The organism is Leptothoe sp. ISB3NOV94-8A (assembly GCF_043421595.1).
Lineage (GTDB): Bacteria > Cyanobacteriota > Cyanobacteriia > Phormidesmidales > Phormidesmidaceae > Leptothoe > Leptothoe turfae.
Window position 1 is genome coordinate 6,557,085 of sequence record NZ_JAXSQW010000001.1, and the last position, 17,553, is coordinate 6,574,637.

Below are 17,553 nucleotides of genomic sequence, written 5' to 3' on the forward strand. Positions count from 1 at the left end.
GGTGTCGCCCCCATTAGGTTGTTACTCTGACTAGCTGAGCCAGCCATTTATATCTTTGTGCCCATAATCTTTGTGCTCATAGTTCACACCCTATTGGAGCCTGCCCTAATAGGGTGGCAGTAACTGATCGGACCAAAGGCCTTTAGTCTCTAGCCATGCTCGGTTAAATATTTTTGACTGATAGCGAGAGCCACTATCACACAGTACGGTGACGATGGTGTGTCCGGGGCCTATTTGCTTAGCCAGGGCAACTGCTGCGCCTACATTGATACCTACGGATCCACCCATGTAGAGACCATCTTTATACAGAAGCTGATAAACCACGCGCAACGCTTCAGGGTCATCAATTTGAATGGCATCATCGGCAGGGGCTCCAGCCATGTTGCCGGTAACGCGACCGTTGCCGATGCCTTCGGTAATAGAGTTGCCTTCAGCCTGGATTTCACCTGTTTTGACGTAGCTGTATAGACCGCTGCCCATGGGGTCGGCTACTACACACTTAATGTCAGGATTTTTTTCTTTAAGAAACATCGCGGTACCGGCATAGGTACCGCCGGTACCGGTTGCCGCAACCCAGGCGTTAATTGTGCCATCGGTCTGCTGCCAGATTTCGGGGCCAGTGGTTTCATAATGAGCCTGTCGGTTGGCCAAATTTTCAAACTGATTTGCCCAAATAGCATTGTCCATTTCTTCGGCTAGACGGCCCGATACTTTAACGTAGTTGTTGGGGTCGCGATACGGAACAGCTGGAACCGTGCGTACTTCTGCACCTAAGGTGCGGAGCAGATCAATTTTCTCTTTAGATTGTGTTTCGGGAATGATGATAACGCACCTGTAGCCCTTGGCATTACAGATGTGTGTTAGGCCAATACCGGTATTGCCAGCCGTTCCTTCAACAACGGTGCCACCGGGTTTGAGTAATCCTTTCTTTTCGGCGTCTTCAATAATGAAGAGAGCCGCTCGATCTTTCACCGAGCCACCGGGGTTAAGAAATTCAGCTTTACCTAAGATTTCACAGCCAGTTTCGTCGGAGAAGCTATTGAGCCGAATCAGCGGGGTGTTGCCAACGGTGCCAACAAAACCTTGCTTGATATCCATAGGAGCCTTCGTGCAGTAAACGTTGGTAATAATCAGTCTTTTTATCCTAATGGGGAATGGGACGTGGTTAACGGTGGAAAAGAATAAAAAGAAACGTAACGCCTTATGGCCAAAGGCTAAGGTCAATGGAGGTGGTTAACGGTGGCAGTGTATCAATTAAACCGGCCTGGGCAAGTTGCTGAGCAGAGTGCTGCCACCGTGTTGCATTGAGGGTGCCGATAGTCTGGTTACTGTTTTGTATATAGTTGGCAATAATCTTGAGGGATTGGGTTTGATAATCAAGATCTTGGTAGTTTGGTTCAACGTATTGCTCTACCAACAGACGGGCGGTTTGTTCGGGATGATTGATGGCCCAGTGCCAGCCTGCAAACGTGGCGGTCAAAAAGCGTTTTATGGTTTGGGGGTGCTTGGCGACTAACTGGGTAGGGGCAAAAATTACTTGGCTGTAAGCATCGAACCCGTAGTCATGGAAGGTCAACACTGTTGGTGATTGGCCCAGACGACGGGCAAAATCTAGGGGTTCATCCAGGGCATAGCATTGGACAGCATCGAATTCGCCATTGATTAGACGCTGATGCTTATTGCGATAGGGAATGGTGACAATATCGATTGGGTCTGAAGGGATATGATTTTGGGATAGAACCTGTTCTAAGGCTTTGCGCCCGTCGCTATGGACGCCAACGCGTTTGCCGGGTAGCTGTTGGAGCTGGCTGAGGCCTTTTTGGGGCAGACTCATGAGGGCTAACGGAGATGCTTGGAGCATGGTTGCGATCGCAACCACATCCACTCCCTGAGCCTGGGCTGCTAAAATCAGCGACTCCTCAGCACAGCCAAGGGTATGGGGCTGTGAAGCCACTGTTTTCACCACATCCAGATTAGGCGGTGCCGGCTTTAGGGTGACGGCCAGTCCCTGGCGGCGATACTCTCCATGGGCTTCTGCTACACAGAGTCCAGCAAATTGAGCATTGAGTCGCCAGTCGAGCTGCATGGTCAATGGCTGTGTCCTGCGCCAGGGAATTAGTCCGAGCCCAGCTTGCAAAAAAAGGCGACGCGATAGCACTCCTATCTCTCTCCATAACAATTACCTGGCCGCTTTACATCGTAAAGACATTTACCCTCAACCACATCTAAAACAAAGGGGGCATTGCCCAATTTTGAGTTTTGGTCATCGACAATCCGGGCAATCTAAACCCGTGGGTATGAAGTAGGAAAAGTTGATGGTTCAAGGCAGCGCAACCTTTGAAACCCTGGCGAATAGCCATCAGTTATGGACAACGCTATTCAACCATTTGAGCACAGCGATTCACCTTAAAACCCTTAAGGGAAAATGGCTCTATGCCAATGATGCCAGCTATCGCCTGTGGGAGCACGATCCGATCAGAGAGGTGAGGACCCAGCTTCCTCAGACCGATCGAGAGCTCTTGCCCCTGGCCCAAATCGCAGACTTTGCCCAGGCAGATGCCCAGGTCATTCGCCACGGAGACTGTATTGAATTCACAACGCGATACTCACGGCGCGCCAGCACAATTTTCGTTCGCAAATCTTTGATTTCATTGCTGCCAGGCAATCGGTTAATTTTGACCGAATGCCAGGATGTGACCCAATGTTATGAGCAGTCTGCCGCCGTTGGTCCTGAGGCTTTGGCAGATGCCTTACAAGAATTACAGCAAACCCAGCTACAGCTGGTGCAGAATGAAAAAATGTCCAGCTTAGGGCAACTAATGGCTGGAGTTGCCCATGAAATTAATAACCCCGTTAATTTCATCTATGGCAATATTCGCCATGCCCAATCCTACACAGAGGAACTCATGGATCTGATTGATGCCTATCGGTCTGGGCATACCCAGCCTACGGCTAGTGTGCAAGCTATGCTAGATGAGATCGATTTTGATTTTCTCTCTGCTGATCTACCTAAAGTATTAGCCTCTATGCAAGTGGGGGCTGAGCGCATTCGAGCAATTGTATCGTCACTACGCACATTTTCGCGCATGGACGAGGCGGAAATGAAAACTGTTAATCTCCATGATGGCATTAACAGCACGTTGATGATTTTAGAGCATCGATTTAAGGCTAATAACCAACGTTCTGGCATCGTTGTTCAAAAACAGTATGGTGATCTACCTGCCATTGAATGTTACGCAGGACAGCTCAATCAAGTTTTTATGAATCTCTTGACCAATGCTATTGATGCGTTAGAGGAGACCATTGACCACAATGCTACACCCCTGGAAATTAAGATTTCGACTCGGTTAGAGCAGCAGCAGGCAATTGTTGCTATTCATAACGGTGGACCAGGCATTCCACCTCATATTCAGGCACGGCTGTTTGATCCTTTTTTCACGACTAAGCCGGTGGGCAAGGGGACGGGTATGGGGCTGTCCATTAGTTATCAGATCATTCATGAACGGCACCATGGCCAGTTAACCTGTGAGTCCAGCGATGCCACAGGGACAACATTTACAATTGCAATTCCCGTGAAGCAATGTTCCTGTACTATGGCACGAAAAAAGGATGCCCCAGTGGAGCATCCTTGATGGTTCCAGCAGAGTGGATGTTATTGCCTACTTGTTAGGCTGGGGAGTCATACGCAAATAAGGCTTGAGTTCTGTAACCCCCTTGGGAAACTGCTGCTTCGCATCTTCAGTAGAGATTGAAGGTACAACGACACAGTCGCCACCATCTTGCCAGTTAGCAGGGGTGGCAACCTTGTGGTAGTCAGTCAACTGTAGGGAGTCAATGACCCGTAGAATCTCATCAAAGTTACGGCCAGTGCTAGCTGGGTAAGTAATGGTGAGACGTAGCTTCTTGTTGGGATCAATGACAAATACGGAGCGTACAGTCAAGGTGTTACCAGTGCTGGAGTTGGGGTGAATCATCCCATATAGCTCAGACACTTTCTTGTCTTCGTCAGCCAAGATGGGATAGTCAACGCTAGTGCTCTGGGTTGCGTTGATGTCACCAATCCAACCCTGGTGAGATTCTACACCGTCAACGCTGAGGGCGATAGTTTTAACGTTGCGCTTGTCAAACTCAGCTCGATACTTGGCTACAGTACCTAGTTCAGTGGTGCAAACGGGAGTGTAGTCAGCAGGGTGAGAGAAAAGAACGACCCAGCTGTCGCCAGCCCATTCATAGAAATTGATATCCCCAGCGGAAGATTTCTGGGTAAAATCTGGGACCTGATCCCCTAGTTGAAGAGCCATAACCGAATTTCCTGATATTTCCTTACATCAACAACGCTTGCATTAAAGCCATGTGATTAGGCTAGTTGCGCTAAGAATCTCATAAACCCCGGTATTCCGGTCGGAGTTTAGATGATTCTTAATCATCCTATCGTGAAAGGACCCAAATGGTATCAATTGCAGCAGTTGTCTACGGGCAAATATGTATATTTTTTAACCTTGCACAGACTGCTGTGTGAGTTCTGAATATAGGTCTACAAGGAGTCTTATGCCCCAATGTTGCCATTGGTAATTTACTGATAAATGTCAGGACTTGATATCAGTTCTTCTTAAATGACAGCGATCGCATCCTGGTTTTGTGGGGCTGTCCAGGTGTCGTGACCCTGAGCCAAACGAATGGAATTTTGACGAACTTTGCACAAACGATGGTCAATAGTGAAGTGGGAAGATAGTATTTCCCAGAGTTGGGGACTACATATGATGAGAGTGCCCAATTCCGATTAAGCTTAGGAACTGTAGCATCAAAGGAAAAGCCATGGCAGAGGCAGCTAAACGAGTCCTGTTGGTAGATGATGAGCCCGGCTTGCGTGAGGCGGTTCAAGCCTATTTAGAAGACAGTGACTTTCAGGTGCGCACGGCCAGCAATGCCACTGAAGGACTAGAGCTATTGCAGCAGGAACCCCCGGATGTGCTGATCTCAGACATTATGATGCCTGAGGTGGATGGCTATGCATTTCTTAAGCAGGTGCGTGAAGATCCTCGCTACAAATCGCTACCGGTAATTTTTCTGACAGCCCGTGGGATGACTAGCGATCGCATCCAGGGCTACAACGCTGGCTGTGATGCCTACCTATCCAAACCGTTTGATCCAGAAGAGCTGGTGGCCATGGTCAGTAATCTGATCGAACGCCAGGCCGCACGTACGCCAGAAGCTGGAACCGTGCCTGATATCGCTGCTATGGCCCGCCAAATTGAGGAAATTAAGGCTCTGCTCACACAGCGAGGAACGATCCCTCAAAAAACATCGCCGATTCGTATTGATCTGACGCCCCGCGAACAGGATGTATTAAACCTGGTGGCAGAAGGCCTCATGAATAAGGAGATTGCGAGTCGTCTGGGCACCACAGTCCGCAACGTCGAAAAGTACGTCAGTCGTTTATTTGGTAAGACCGGTACTAATAGCCGTACAGAGCTAGTCCGATTTGCCCTAGAGCATGGGTTGGTAACTACGTAGGTCTCGCTTTGTAAGGATGCACTGCTGCTGTGCATCCAATCGAGTGCATGGTGGATATGTGCTGACATCTTGAAGGGCGTACGTCGGTACGCCCCCACTGGAGGCTGGTTGATTGTTAACCGCTCCCTTGTGCATCGACTAACGATCATTCATCAAATAAGTCCAATGGAAAAGGTCCATAGGTGCCATTAACCAGGTCATACTCGGGCTCACTAGCGTGGAAGGAGACCAAAACGCCGCGATTTGGCCCCCCATAGTCATCTAGATACCAAGCGCCTTTGAGGGTATTGAACTTCAGGTAAATAGCACCGTCTCGTTCAGGCAAGTCTAAATTGATGGGACGGCTGAGGCGACCGACATAGGCTTCGGTTGCTGCTTTGCCTTCGGCCAGGGTATCGGTACATACACCCAGGGTTTCGTAGTCAGCTAAATCGCTAAACCATAGCAGAGCATTAATGAGATCACGCTTCTGCGCTTTAGACAGCTGGGGGGGAACTGCCAAACAGCTAAATTGCGCTAACTGCTGGCGGACTTTTTTAAGGTTGGTGGGTGACGGGGTGAGGTTTAGCATAGCGTCTGAGTAAATGTAGGCTTCGCTATGATTTCGTGGTGATAAGGTCGCTCTTAGGCGGGCTGATGGGCTCACTAAATCATGATGCCGCGCTGCCTTAGAAAACAGTGCGGTGATTATTATGCCATTGCACCTCTATCTATGACACTTACCTGCGATCGCAGCCAAGAACAGATTCACAAACGCTACAATCTGCGGGTTAAAGATATGCCGACGGAGCAACGTCCCCGCGAGCGATTGATGGCCTATGGTGCTAAAAATTTAACGTTGGCTGAACTGCTGGCGATTTTGCTGGGCACAGGGGTTAGCCGTGGTCATAAGCTATCAGCTGTGAATCTCGGTCAATGTATTCTCAATCAACTTGCCCAGGATAGTGCCACAGCCCTGGATGCTTTACGAACTGTTACACCGCAGGAGCTGATGACCATATCCGGTGTCGGAGAGGCGAAAGCTGCTGCCATCTTAGCCGCATTAGAACTGGGAAAGCGAGTTTTGCAAAATCGTCCTGCTGATCGCACAATAGTGGATGATCCCGCCGTAGCTGCTGCTGCCCTCAGTCAAGATTTAATGTGGCAATCGCAAGAGAGATTTGCGATCGCACTGCTCGATGTTAAACATCGACTCCTGGGCACCAAAATTATTTCTCTCGGTACTGCCACTGAAACCCTAGCCCACCCAAGAGAGATTTTTCGTGAAGTCATTAAACAAGGGGCTACCCGTGTGATTGTCGCCCATAATCATCCCTCCGGTATTCTTGAGCCCAGTGATGCTGACTTAGCGTTGACCCGCCAGTTGCTGGAAGGAGCAAATATTTTAGGGATTCCTCTGTTAGATCACCTAATTTTAGGAAATGGAGACTTTGTAAGTCTACGACAAACTACAGAGCTATGGAATACGCAGGCTGAATAAGCTTGGCGGCACAACAACTTGTGGAAGTGATCATGGAGTATTTAAACCCCATTGGCTACGTATAACTCAATAAATATTCGTAAATAATTACCTAAAAGTATTCTTCAATACTCTGCTTCACATTCGATGATAGGTTTGAATTTACTTGACACACAGCTGCTATCGGTCGCCGCACTTTACTAAAGTGAGCTATGGACTCTAGCTTGATTCTTTCGAATGTTTTAAACTCACCTGTCTTGTTTTTCGTTATTGGCCTGACAGCTGTGTTTCTCAAGTCAGACTTAGAGATCCCTCAGTCGATCTCCACGCTGTTCTTTGTGTATTTATTATTTGCCATCAGCTTTAATGGGGGGGACGGATTCTACGAAAGCGGTTTGAGTTCTGAGGTGGTTATAGCCTTAAGGTCAACTGTGGTGGTGGTTGCTGTCGTCTCTGTTTATTCTTTCTTTATTTTACGGCTAAAGCTTGATCTCTACAATGCTTCAGTGATTGCAGCAATCGATAACTTTCTCTGTGCGGTAACGTTTGTAACCGCTAGTTCGTTTCTCTCTCCAGTAAATGTTGGCGTTGGCAATTATCTGGTAGCTACTTTAGCGTTGATGTCATCACCAGCAATGATTATGGGTCTTTTATCGGTGAGAGTGTTTGTCAATCGACTCAAGGATAAGAGTTTGCAAGACACACTTGATTGGGGAGAATGTTTCAGGAGTCCTGCCCGAATGGTTTGGCCTTTTTGTTGGTGGGTAGTTTGTTAGTGAAGCTAGTTGCCAGTGATTTTTCCCCTTCAATACCGGCATTTCTATTTACTTTCATTTAATTCAAAACGTTTGGAGTTAGATATCGATCATGGCATTGTCTCCATCTGTTCTACTGCCAAGTCTCAATTTCAAGAATCTGCGGGGAGACTTATTTGGTGGTGTCACGGCAGCGGTTGTTGCCTTACCTTTAGCTCTGGCCTTTGGTGTTGCTTCTGGAGCAGGACCCATTGCTGGGCTATATGGAGCCATGTTTGTTGGCTTTTTAGCTGCTCTGTTTGGGGGTACTCCTTCCCAGGTCTCGGGGCCTACAGGCCCAATGACGGTAGTCATGGCATCTACCTTTGCGGCACTGACGGCTAAGTACCCAGAGGCCGGTCTCGCCATGGCCTTTACGGTGGTTATGTTGGGTGGTCTGTTTCAAATTTTGATGGGGCTTTTGAGATTAGGAAAATACATTACTTTCATGCCCTACACCGTTATCTCTGGGTTTATGTCAGGGGTGGGGGTGATTATTATCCTGATTCAAATTGGTCCTCTGTTTGGGGCTGTCGGGCAAGGTGGTGTTGTTGATTCAATTCTGCTGTATCCAACTGTTTTTAGTACTATCAATCCTGTTGCTGCCGGGCTGGGGTTGCTGACTCTAGCGATTGTGTTTGCTGCCCCGCCAAAGCTGAATCGCATCTTGCCAGCGCCTCTGATTGCCCTGGTTCTTTGCACCTATCTATCAGTGAGATTCTTCCCCAATAGCGGTATTCCTCGCATTGGTGATATTCCTTCGGGCTTGCCTAGCCTGCATATGCCCTACTTCTCTTGGGGGGCTATGAAGGACATGCTGGGGTACAGCATTATGCTGGCTGTACTGGGAGCGTTAGATTCACTGCTCACCTCCTTGGTAGCCGATAGTATTACACGCACCCAACATGATTCTGACCGTGAGCTAATTGGTCAAGGTATTGGTAATTGTGTGGCTGGCTTGTTCGGTGGTTTACCCGGAGCTGGAGCTACTATGCGTACCGTGATCAATGTGCAGACGGGGGGTAAAACTAATCTTTCGGGCATGATTCATGCCCTTGTGCTAGCGGCAATCGTGCTTAAGGCTGGTTCTTTGACTGAACCAATTCCCCATGCTGTATTGGCAGGAATTTTGATCAAAGTCGGGATTGACATCATTGACTGGGGCTTTTTGAAGCGAGCCCATCGCCTGTCTACAAAGGGGGCAAGCTTGATGTATCTGGTCATGGGACTCACGGTTTTTGTGGACCTGATTACGGCTGTGGCCGTTGGGGTATTTTTAGCCAATCTGCTGACCATTCAAGCAATTACCGATATTCAGGTACAGGATATGCGGGCAGTGACCCATGGGGATAATGAAAACTGGCTCACCCCTGAAGAACGCTCCCTGCTAGAAGCTGCTAAGGGACGAGTACTCATGTTCCATCTCAGCGGTCCCATGAGTTTTGGCGCGGCCAAATCCATCGCTCGGCGCATGGCTATCGTAGAAAATTATGAAATCCTGATTCTAGATTTGAGCACTGTCCCTAGATTAGGAGTAACGGCTTTGCTGGCGATTGAAACCATGATTAAAGATTCCTTGGCTAAACGGCGAGAGGTATTTTTGGTAGGTGCCCATGGCCAAGTTGCCCACAGGCTTGAACGGTTAGAAATTTTGCAGAAGCTGCCTCCAACCCATCAGGTTACCGAGCGCATTATTGCCCTAGAGCGCTCGATAGAGCTGATTCGTGACTATGCTCCCCATGCAGAGGTTTAGGTGAGTCAGACTGGGGTCTCCTGGGGGGATAAATGACAGATCTCTCATAATTAGTTCATTCTCAGTGCACAACGGTCTTAACTCATGGTTAGTACGTTGGGGGCATTGATGATATTTCATTGATATCCCCCAACGTATCCTTGGAACGCATGAAAATGATGCTTTCTGAGCGTGCTGAATCCCTGTGCCTAGTTTAAACATCGGACGTTTGAAGGATTATATATACGTCACGTTGTTGCTTGTTTGGAAAGTCTTTTTATGCAAGCATGCTCGATCTCGGATATTTCAGGTTTGGCAGATTTAGGTCGGATGGCGGATTTAATTGGGTCGTTTAGCGATCGCAACTATCTTCAAAAAATACCCGCTCTCTTTTATGAATTTGAGCAAAACTGCGCTAACGACAGCTTAGGCTATCGGCAGATTAAACAGGCCAATGTATCGGCTGATAAGGCTCGTCTATGTACCTAGGACGGCCAATTTAGCCTTGTCAATGGAACCTTAAGTAAGTTTTAGTGATCGTATCTCATAACATCCGTATCCATATCGGCGGAAAGCACCTAAACTAGGTGCTGTTCTTACCTGAGAGACCCATGGCACCACGCGATGCGAGTAAAACGTCCACTGCTGCTTCTGAAGCCGTGGATACTGCCCCAACCAAAGCAGCAACTCCCGCTAAAGCAGCAGATTCTGCTAAAGCAGCAGATCCTGCTAAAGCAGCAGCTCCTGAAGCTGCACCCGCTGTAGATACTGGAAACTTGGACACGATCTTCAGCGCCCTCAAAACGTTAATGACCACAGTGGATAAGCTACAGAAGTCGCGCCAAGAAGTGGGCGATATCAAACCTTTAATTGTGCGGATGCTGGATGGAGAATTGCTGTCGGGAGATGAATTAGATCAGTTAAAGACAGGTGTCAGTGGCCTTTCTAAATTGGTGCGCATCTACAGTGACTACCAAACTGCCCTGGAAAAAGCTCAGCCAGCTAGAGAGATCTTAGATACGGTGCTGAAATAGCTATCATTCTCGTATCTGGAACGTTTGAGAGAAGACTGACTCGATCAACTATTCAGGACCTATATTTGTGGCAGAGAGAAGGTTGTTAGGTCTTGAATAGTTCTCCTTAGAATTTGACTTTAGCGCTGTGTTACGGCCAGAGATGTCTGTAAAAATCGACATCTGTATGAATGACATCCTTGATTGCAAGGCATGATGATTGGCTATGGGTCGTAGATCTCTTGTCCTTGGGGCTCGCTATACTTTCAATAACTCCTAGATAATGCTGAATCACAGCTTGGGTAGCATTAGGTGATTGATTGAGGGTGTCGTTGTGGCTAATCTACAGCATTTAGAACGGCTACATCAGGGTGTACAGCGATGGAATCAGTGGAGATTAAATAATCCTGGAATAGTGCCTGATCTAAGTGGTGCAACCTTATTGGCGGCTCAATTGAGTGGAGTGAATTTCAGCGGTGCCAAGCTCCATAGAGTGCAGCTAGATAAAGCGGAGTTAAGCGGTGCTAATTTGTATAAAGCTGATCTGACTCAGGCTCATCTATCGGAGGCTGACTTAAGCGGTGCAAAACTACGTAAAGCCAGGTTACGGGGTGTTAACCTAGCCAGAACCGATCTGCGAGGGGCCAATCTAACCAAGGCGCATTTACCTGACGTGGATCTAAGTGGTGCGAGTCTAAGTGGTGCGAATCTGAGTGGTGCGAATCTATGTAGGGCTAACTTGAGCAGTGCCAATTTGAGCAGTGCCAATTTGAGTGGTGCTGCTTTGATGCAGACGCAAGTGTTGGGTACTGTATTTGCCAAGGCAATGCTTACCGGTGCCTGTATACAAGACTGGACTTCCAATGGTGCGACGATCTTGGAAGGGGTTATTTGTGATCATATCTATCTCAAAGATGTGCCAAAAGAGCGACATCCCAAGACAAGAAATTTCAAGCCTGGTGAGTTTGCTAGGGGCTTTCAGCAAACTACACGTGTGATTGATCTTGTTTTTCAGGGGCGTATTGACTGGCAAGCGTTTTCCCAGGCTTTCCAAACGCTTTGCCAAGAATATGTTGATGCTAATCTCTGTATCCAATCGATTGAAAAAAAGCAAGGTGGTGCTTTTGTTGTTCGTTTAGCCATGGCTCCTGATACCGATGCTGCTGTGATTGAAAGTCGGGCAAAAGAGCAGTACATGGTTGAAATGCATACACTGGATGCACAGTATAAGCGGCGATTGCGATCGCAAGGATATCCTTTTAGCATGGCCCGTCATAGTATCAACATGGAGCGTCGGGATAAAGCCACCCTAATGGGCGTGTTGACCACGATGGCCAATAGTCAGCAGGGGCCCAAATATCGGATAGACAATACGTCCTTGTTGAATAGTTTGACCACGACGGGGCAAAACATAGAACTTAACGGTTATGACAAACATCCGGCTCATATCATAGATGCCCTCAGGAAAAAGGCTCTGAAAACAAGGACTTGTAAGCTAAAGGCTTTCAAGAACGTGGAACCTGTTCAAGCCAAAATTATTGAAATGTTGTTATCTGGTATGTCTCCATCGAGAATTACCAAAGTGATGCAGCTTGATCGGGGTCAGGTCAACCTTTACCAACGGCAGTCAACCTTTCGCACAGCCTTTTGGCGAGCCTTTCTCAAGAAAATGCTGGATTTTGTCGGGAGATTGCTAACCATATTGCAAAATCTGACTACTGATGCTCAGATCTCTTCAAAGTATCGTCTATGGCTTATAAAATGGTGGTTAGGCTGTTTTTTCGCAACTGTTGACTACCAAGGGCCCCCTCATGTACCTGTTTTACAGAGCGAGATTATTCATCTGTTGCTGTTTGGTATGACCCTCACAGAAGTAAGCGATGCTCTGATGATTGATCCTAGACAGGTCAACAAGTACCGACAACAACCTGCATTTCGGGTCGCATTTTGGCATGCCTACTGTCAAAAACTGCTGGTTTTAATCAGTAAGGCTACCGATACTGCTAAAGCTCTGCTAGTTAATCCTCAGATGACTTTTAACTGTCGTCTGATCGCAGTTGGCTACTTATTCCAAAAGTGCCCCACCGACTTTATGCGCACCCTTGAAAGAATCGAATTAGAACAGATGGCCTGCGTGCTGATATCCATTAGTGCGGGACAAATTTCTGGCGTATTACCATTGTCATAGTCTGCATGCGGTGCTGCTTCGCAATTCGCCGGGATAGTCTTCTTCGCCAACGGCTACTATCGTGTCCCACCGCTGAGTCGTCTTTGGGGCACACCGGGGGGAGCTGGCTGAAACGAACGCTCTACTGAAAGTTCCTGACATGGCCAATCCATTCTTATAATCAGTGGTTGGGCAACGGCATCTGCCATCAGACAATTGGGGACAATGATTGTGGCGCATGCCAGGTTCCGTAACAGACCACCCATGGGCAGATTTCCAAACAAACAAGGTCAATTCGGTGCCCGCAAGCAACCGCAATGACCTATCGGTGGTTAGTTAGACTTTACGACCAGGTTGTTGCAAAACTTAATTAAAAGCCGTTTCTGCTTTATATAGCTTGGTGCACATAGTTCATAACATCTACTGAAGACTGAGGGTCAGATTATAGGAAGCATCGCTAGAGATGCCGCCGACAACTACTTGGTAATCGCCGGTGTGAGGTAAGAAAACCGTCTCATTATTGGCGCTAAATGCCAGGATGTAACCGCTGGGGGAAATGATATCAAAAGCAGCGTTATTTCCTGTGGCCTGGAGGCTGATACTCATCTGCTGACCACCGTTAGCGTTGAACAGATAAATATCCCGGTCCCCTCGCACTACCCTATTGCTAGCAATGACATAGCGTTGGCCAGGGTCGAACTCAATCCGTTCGGTTCTGGCATTATTCGCTCCGGCCAGCAGGTCCTTGGCTTCAAGACCATTGTGATCTTGGAAGGCCGGATCAACCAGTTCACAGTCCGTTAGATTGAGGACGTTGTCTTTGGTTTGCAGTGTATTGCTGGTTAATATCCAGGTATCACGGGTGTCTTTGACGTCCTTGTCAATCCAGGTGGTAACGTCGACTATGGATGTGTCTGCGATTAGTGAACCTGAAAACACTTGGGCATAGGTTGTTGAACCGCTTGCTGCTTCGGTTTGAACCGATGAGCGCACATCGCCGCTAATCTGATGGTTGTCGAGGGTTAGACGCAAATACGTCGCGAGCATGCCGTTGTTTAATAAGTAGCAATAGCGACCTGGATCTAGCTCAAACGTCTTCGAGATGGACTCTGAGATGGTTTGAGGTGTGGATGCTTCAGGTGCGATCGCACCTGATCTAATCGTTTCCCGAGGGCTACATCCTATAAGCAGGCTGAGCAAACTAACAGTCAGCAGACTGATTGAAGTAAAGCGCATCATGATGACAAGCCTATCCTGGATAGGAATTGTGACGATGAATTTTAGCCGTAGTAAATGCGACTGCTCACCACAACATTAACGAGTCAGTTCAACTATTGCCTGGGTGATGCAACTCAACTCGGCAGGCTCAATGATATAAGGCGGCATCGTGTATATAAGTTTACCAAAGGGGCGTAGCCATACACCGTGCTCTACTACCTGTGGCTGAATTACAGCCATATCCACCGGTTCATGCAATTCGACAACGCCAATGGCTCCTAACACCCGCACGTCTTTGACTAAGGATGATGCCCGGCAGGGGGCTAGCTCTTGCTTCAGCTGTGCCTCGATTGTCTGGATTTTGGCTTGCCAATCGTAGCTGTCTAAAATGGCAAGATTCTCTAAGGCGACGGCACAGGCCAAAGGATTGGCCATAAACGTAGGACCATGCATAAACACCCCTGCTTCGCCCTGGCTAAACACCTGACTAATGTGGGGTGTGGTGAGCGTTGCCGCCAGCGACATAAACCCACCGGACATGGCCTTGCCGATACACAAAATGTCAGGGAAAATCTTTGCATGTTCGCAGGCAAAGAGCTGCCCCGTACGCCCAAAGCCTGTGGCGATTTCATCCAGAATTAACAGCACACCATACTGGTCACAGAGCTCTCTGGCACGACGCACATAGTCGGGACTGTAAAACCGCATGCCCCCAGCCCCCTGCACCACAGGTTCAAAGATGGCTGCGGCGATCTGTCCATGGTTTTCCGCCAAAAGTTGTTCAAAACTAACAATATCGCTGTCATCCCACAGTCCCCAGAACGGAATCTGGGGAATATCGGCAAAATACTGTTGTCGAAGAACCTTGCTAAATAGATGGTGCATGCCGTTGACGGGGTCACACACCGACATGGCATCAAAGGTATCGCCATGGTAACCGCCGCGCACCGTTAGAAAGCGATGCTTCTCAGGCTTGCCCAGGTTATACCAATACTGAATCGCCATCTTCATGGCCACTTCCACAGACACTGAACCAGAGTCGCAGAAGAACACCTGCTGGAGTGGTTCTGGCGTGAGTTCCACTAATCGCTGAGCCAGTTGCACCGCCGGTTGGTGGGTAAGACCGCCAAACATCACGTGGGACATGCAATCAATTTGATCGCGAGCGGCCTGGTTAAGCCGGGGATGGTTATACCCATGAATGCAGGTCCACCAGGAGGACATGCCATCCACCAGGGTACGTCCCCCCTCTAGCTCAATGTAAACGCCCTGTGCCGACTTGACCGGAAAAATGGGTAACGGATTGGGCATGGCGGCGTAGGGATGCCACACATGTTGGCGGTCAATGGTGAGTAGCTGGTCCGTGGGTAAGGATTGCATAGGTGTTTGGATTGGGGGGGGAACCGCTGACGCTATGGGCTAAGCACTAGTTATTCAACAGTGACTGTGATTTTCTCTGAGATAACGGGTTTTTCGTGGGGAATATGACTATAGTTGCCCAGTACCAACTGTAAAGTGTGTTTGCCCGGTTCCAGGGTCAGCTGAGTTTCGGTTTGACCGGCACCATAATGGAGAACTTGTTCAGAACCTTGCAATGGCTCTGTTAGAGGAGGTAGCTCATCGACATCGACGAGTAAATGATGATGACCTGTATTGGGACGATCTATCCCGGCAGGGGCAATTCCCATGCCCGACAGGCCAAACCGCACGGTGAAGGGTGCTGCGACCGTATCACCATTGCTGGGAGAAATAATATAAGCGGCGGCAGATTCGGGTGCAGGGGAGAGGTCTGCTGCATAAACTGGATGTACAAATGGGCCGACTAGCATAGTCAGCCATAGGGCGGCAAGGGCAAGGCTATACCGAAGACAAATCACCATGAATAACACACTCGGAAACAAACATTATCACAAACATTATCTATGGTAAGCCGTTGCGTTGCCACCACGGTCATATCCCTAACTGTCACAGTTCTAATGAATGATTTTTCAGTGGTTATAGCGTTAAAATTATAGTCCACCCAGAAAAAGTGTCCTCTGTTTTTACGCGTTCCTAGGGACTAAACGATACAACAAGACCATGCAAGCGAGGTTCAGTAATCTCTGGTACTAAATACCCATGGAAAACTAGCCCGTCTGCCATAAAACGTTTCGAGGAATTCAACCATGATGTTCAATCGTATTCTTTGCACGCTGGGGCTAACGGCTGCTGTTCTTGCTGCAGCTCCCCTCACCGCATTTGCTCAAGAAGCACCTGACTATAACTATGTCGGGATTGGTGGCGGTGACGAAGGATTTGTTGTTAACGGTAAACTCTCTCTTTCTGATAATCTTTCTGTCCGTCCCGCTGTCAGCACTGACTTTGACTTTGATGATGGCGAAGATGTGGCCTATGTACTGCCCATCACCTATGATTTCAATTCTCTTGATCCCGCTGGTCGCCTTAATCCCTTCCTAGGTGCTGGTATCAATGGTGAGCTAGGTGATGATAGCTCCATTGAAGCTGCTGTGACCGGTGGAGCAGACTATCGTGTTAATGACAAATGGTTGGTTAATGGCTCTGTTGTGTGGTCTCCATTCCAGGATGGTGACGATGATGTTGACTTCATCGCTGGTGTTGGATATAGCTTTTAACTAAAATCTCCTAGGCTGAAGATTTTAAAGCAAGGTTATGACATCAGGGTAGCTCCCCATCTCAACAAAACAGCCCTGCCACGGCGGGGCTGTTACCAACACCAAGGATATTCTTAAATGTTGTCTGCTTCCGCAATCTCTGTGTTATTGGGAAATGTTGCAGTGTCAAAAAACTCAGAAAATGCCTCATTTAAGACAGTATATCCCTGGGCATTGAGGTGTAACTCATCTTTGCCGAAATCTTTGGGAATCATGCCTTTTTCATCGGCAATGGCTGAAAACCCATCAAACACCAGTACTTTATCACTTTGCAAGGAGTCAATATATCCGTTGACCTCATAAATGGCCTGGGCTATGTCATCTGACCAAACGGGTTTGCGTACAAGCGGCACTTCTCCCACTGGAAGAATAGTGGATATGATGACCGTGGCTCCCAATGCCTTAGCATCTTCTGTTATTTGTCGAATATTAGCGCGGCAAAGATCGATGATGACATTGCGTTCATCGGGCATCAGTGGAATGGCTTTGAGATCATTTATGCCTACTTGAATGACAACAATGTCTGGTTCTAAATCTCCTAAATGAAAATCGAATCGTTGACTTGTTTGTGCAGAGGTTTGGCCGCCAACACCACGGTTGACAAATTCATATCCCTTAATTTGAGGGGTAGGCCAATCAGCAGCTCTAGAGTCTCCGAAAATAATGACTCGTTTATTGTCTCCCTTGTCATTCAAGTTAGAGTTTGGTTTATAGTAGCTAAGGCCCAGCGGATCTAAACGAACTTGATTGAGTTCAACGTAGTATTTTGTGAGTTGTCCGTATAGGAAAAAATTGAGCGCTACTGAAGCACCTACAAGAGGGATCCCCAAATACAGCAGCAGTGAGCTAACCTTGACCATTTTCATAGGGCCGTTTGCGGTATAAATTTGTTTGATCTAGAAGGACACTGTAATAAACCTTGATGACTAATGGTCCAACATAATTTGTTCCAAGCTACAGTATGTAACGTTATCGCTAACACCC

18 protein-coding genes are annotated in these 17,553 nt (G+C 47.9%); 9 read left to right on the top strand and 9 right to left on the bottom strand.

Annotated elements, in window-relative coordinates:
* Nucleotides 1-105 precede the first annotated feature (105 nt).
* Nucleotides 106-1,098 (bottom strand): cysteine synthase A, encoded by a 993-nt coding sequence (locus SPB21_RS28215; protein WP_163660582.1) that lies wholly within the window; start codon nt 1,096-1,098, stop codon nt 106-108.
* A 103-nt stretch (nt 1,099-1,201) separates the two neighbouring features.
* Nucleotides 1,202-2,158: an ABC transporter substrate-binding protein gene (locus tag SPB21_RS28220; protein ID WP_499868344.1), complete on the bottom strand. Its 957-nt coding sequence runs from the start codon at nt 2,156-2,158 to the stop codon at nt 1,202-1,204.
* Between the two features lie 157 nt (nt 2,159-2,315).
* Here SPB21_RS28220 and SPB21_RS28225 point away from each other — a divergent pair, with 157 nt between their 5' ends.
* Nucleotides 2,316-3,632 carry an ATP-binding protein gene (locus SPB21_RS28225; RefSeq protein ID WP_499868346.1) on the top strand — a complete coding sequence of 439 codons (1,317 nt, stop codon included), beginning with the start codon at nt 2,316-2,318 and terminating at the stop codon, nt 3,630-3,632.
* 27 nt (nt 3,633-3,659) lie between these two features.
* On the opposite strand, the gene SPB21_RS28230 is transcribed toward SPB21_RS28225, so the two are convergent.
* On the bottom strand, nt 3,660-4,301 hold the full coding sequence (locus SPB21_RS28230; protein ID WP_006518239.1) for a peroxiredoxin: 642 nt from the start codon (nt 4,299-4,301) through the stop codon (nt 3,660-3,662).
* 514 nt (nt 4,302-4,815) lie between these two features.
* On the opposite strand from SPB21_RS28230, the gene SPB21_RS28235 reads away from it, so the two are divergent.
* Complete coding sequence (locus SPB21_RS28235; protein ID WP_163660590.1) at nt 4,816-5,514, top strand: response regulator transcription factor; 699 nt, start codon at nt 4,816-4,818, stop codon at nt 5,512-5,514.
* Between the two features lie 145 nt (nt 5,515-5,659).
* Here the strand turns inward: SPB21_RS28235 and SPB21_RS28240 are convergent, their stop codons facing one another.
* Complete coding sequence (locus tag SPB21_RS28240) at nt 5,660-6,085, bottom strand: DUF1824 family protein (protein ID WP_163660592.1); 426 nt, start codon at nt 6,083-6,085, stop codon at nt 5,660-5,662.
* 141 nt (nt 6,086-6,226) lie between these two features.
* Between SPB21_RS28240 and radC the strand changes: the two genes are divergently transcribed.
* The 6 genes from radC (at nt 6,227) to SPB21_RS28270 (ending at nt 12,700) form a co-directional block, all read left to right on the top strand.
* Nucleotides 6,227-6,994, top strand: a complete 768-nt coding sequence (gene radC, locus SPB21_RS28245; protein ID WP_163660594.1) for a RadC family protein — start codon at nt 6,227-6,229, stop codon at nt 6,992-6,994.
* Nucleotides 6,995-7,185: 191 nt separating this feature from the next.
* Entirely contained in the window at nt 7,186-7,749 is a 564-nt protein-coding gene (locus SPB21_RS28250; RefSeq protein WP_499868348.1) for a sodium-dependent bicarbonate transport family permease, read from the top strand.
* Between the two features lie 91 nt (nt 7,750-7,840).
* Nucleotides 7,841-9,520, top strand: coding sequence for a SulP family inorganic anion transporter (locus SPB21_RS28255; RefSeq protein ID WP_490794385.1), 1,680 nt, complete (start codon nt 7,841-7,843; stop codon nt 9,518-9,520).
* Nucleotides 9,521-9,778: 258 nt separating this feature from the next.
* Nucleotides 9,779-9,988 (top strand): hypothetical protein, encoded by a 210-nt coding sequence (locus SPB21_RS28260; RefSeq protein WP_348917889.1) that lies wholly within the window; start codon nt 9,779-9,781, stop codon nt 9,986-9,988.
* 122 nt (nt 9,989-10,110) lie between these two features.
* The gene (locus SPB21_RS28265; protein ID WP_499868350.1) at nt 10,111-10,533 is read left to right on the top strand and encodes a hypothetical protein; all 423 of its coding nucleotides are present in this window, start codon (nt 10,111-10,113) and stop codon (nt 10,531-10,533) included.
* 313 nt (nt 10,534-10,846) lie between these two features.
* The gene (locus tag SPB21_RS28270; protein WP_499868351.1) at nt 10,847-12,700 is read left to right on the top strand and encodes a pentapeptide repeat-containing protein; all 1,854 of its coding nucleotides are present in this window, start codon (nt 10,847-10,849) and stop codon (nt 12,698-12,700) included.
* 56 nt (nt 12,701-12,756) lie between these two features.
* On the opposite strand, the gene SPB21_RS28275 is transcribed toward SPB21_RS28270, so the two are convergent.
* The 4 genes from SPB21_RS28275 to SPB21_RS28290 form a co-directional block, all read right to left on the bottom strand.
* Nucleotides 12,757-12,945: a hypothetical protein gene (locus SPB21_RS28275; protein ID WP_499062090.1), complete on the bottom strand. Its 189-nt coding sequence runs from the start codon at nt 12,943-12,945 to the stop codon at nt 12,757-12,759.
* A gap of 154 nt (nt 12,946-13,099) precedes the next feature.
* Nucleotides 13,100-13,918: a TolB-like translocation protein gene (locus SPB21_RS28280; RefSeq protein WP_499868352.1), complete on the bottom strand. Its 819-nt coding sequence runs from the start codon at nt 13,916-13,918 to the stop codon at nt 13,100-13,102.
* A gap of 75 nt (nt 13,919-13,993) precedes the next feature.
* Complete coding sequence (bioA, locus tag SPB21_RS28285) at nt 13,994-15,277, bottom strand: adenosylmethionine--8-amino-7-oxononanoate transaminase (protein ID WP_499868354.1); 1,284 nt, start codon at nt 15,275-15,277, stop codon at nt 13,994-13,996.
* Nucleotides 15,278-15,327: 50 nt separating this feature from the next.
* On the bottom strand, nt 15,328-15,726 hold the full coding sequence (locus tag SPB21_RS28290) for a DUF4399 domain-containing protein (protein WP_250564805.1): 399 nt from the start codon (nt 15,724-15,726) through the stop codon (nt 15,328-15,330).
* 336 nt (nt 15,727-16,062) lie between these two features.
* Here SPB21_RS28290 and SPB21_RS28295 point away from each other — a divergent pair, with 336 nt between their 5' ends.
* Nucleotides 16,063-16,530 carry a porin family protein gene (locus tag SPB21_RS28295; RefSeq protein ID WP_163660612.1) on the top strand — a complete coding sequence of 156 codons (468 nt, stop codon included), beginning with the start codon at nt 16,063-16,065 and terminating at the stop codon, nt 16,528-16,530.
* A gap of 113 nt (nt 16,531-16,643) precedes the next feature.
* On the opposite strand, the gene SPB21_RS28300 is transcribed toward SPB21_RS28295, so the two are convergent.
* Nucleotides 16,644-17,435 (bottom strand): SGNH/GDSL hydrolase family protein, encoded by a 792-nt coding sequence (locus tag SPB21_RS28300; protein ID WP_163660614.1) that lies wholly within the window; start codon nt 17,433-17,435, stop codon nt 16,644-16,646.
* Between the last annotated feature and the right edge of the window lie 118 nt (nt 17,436-17,553).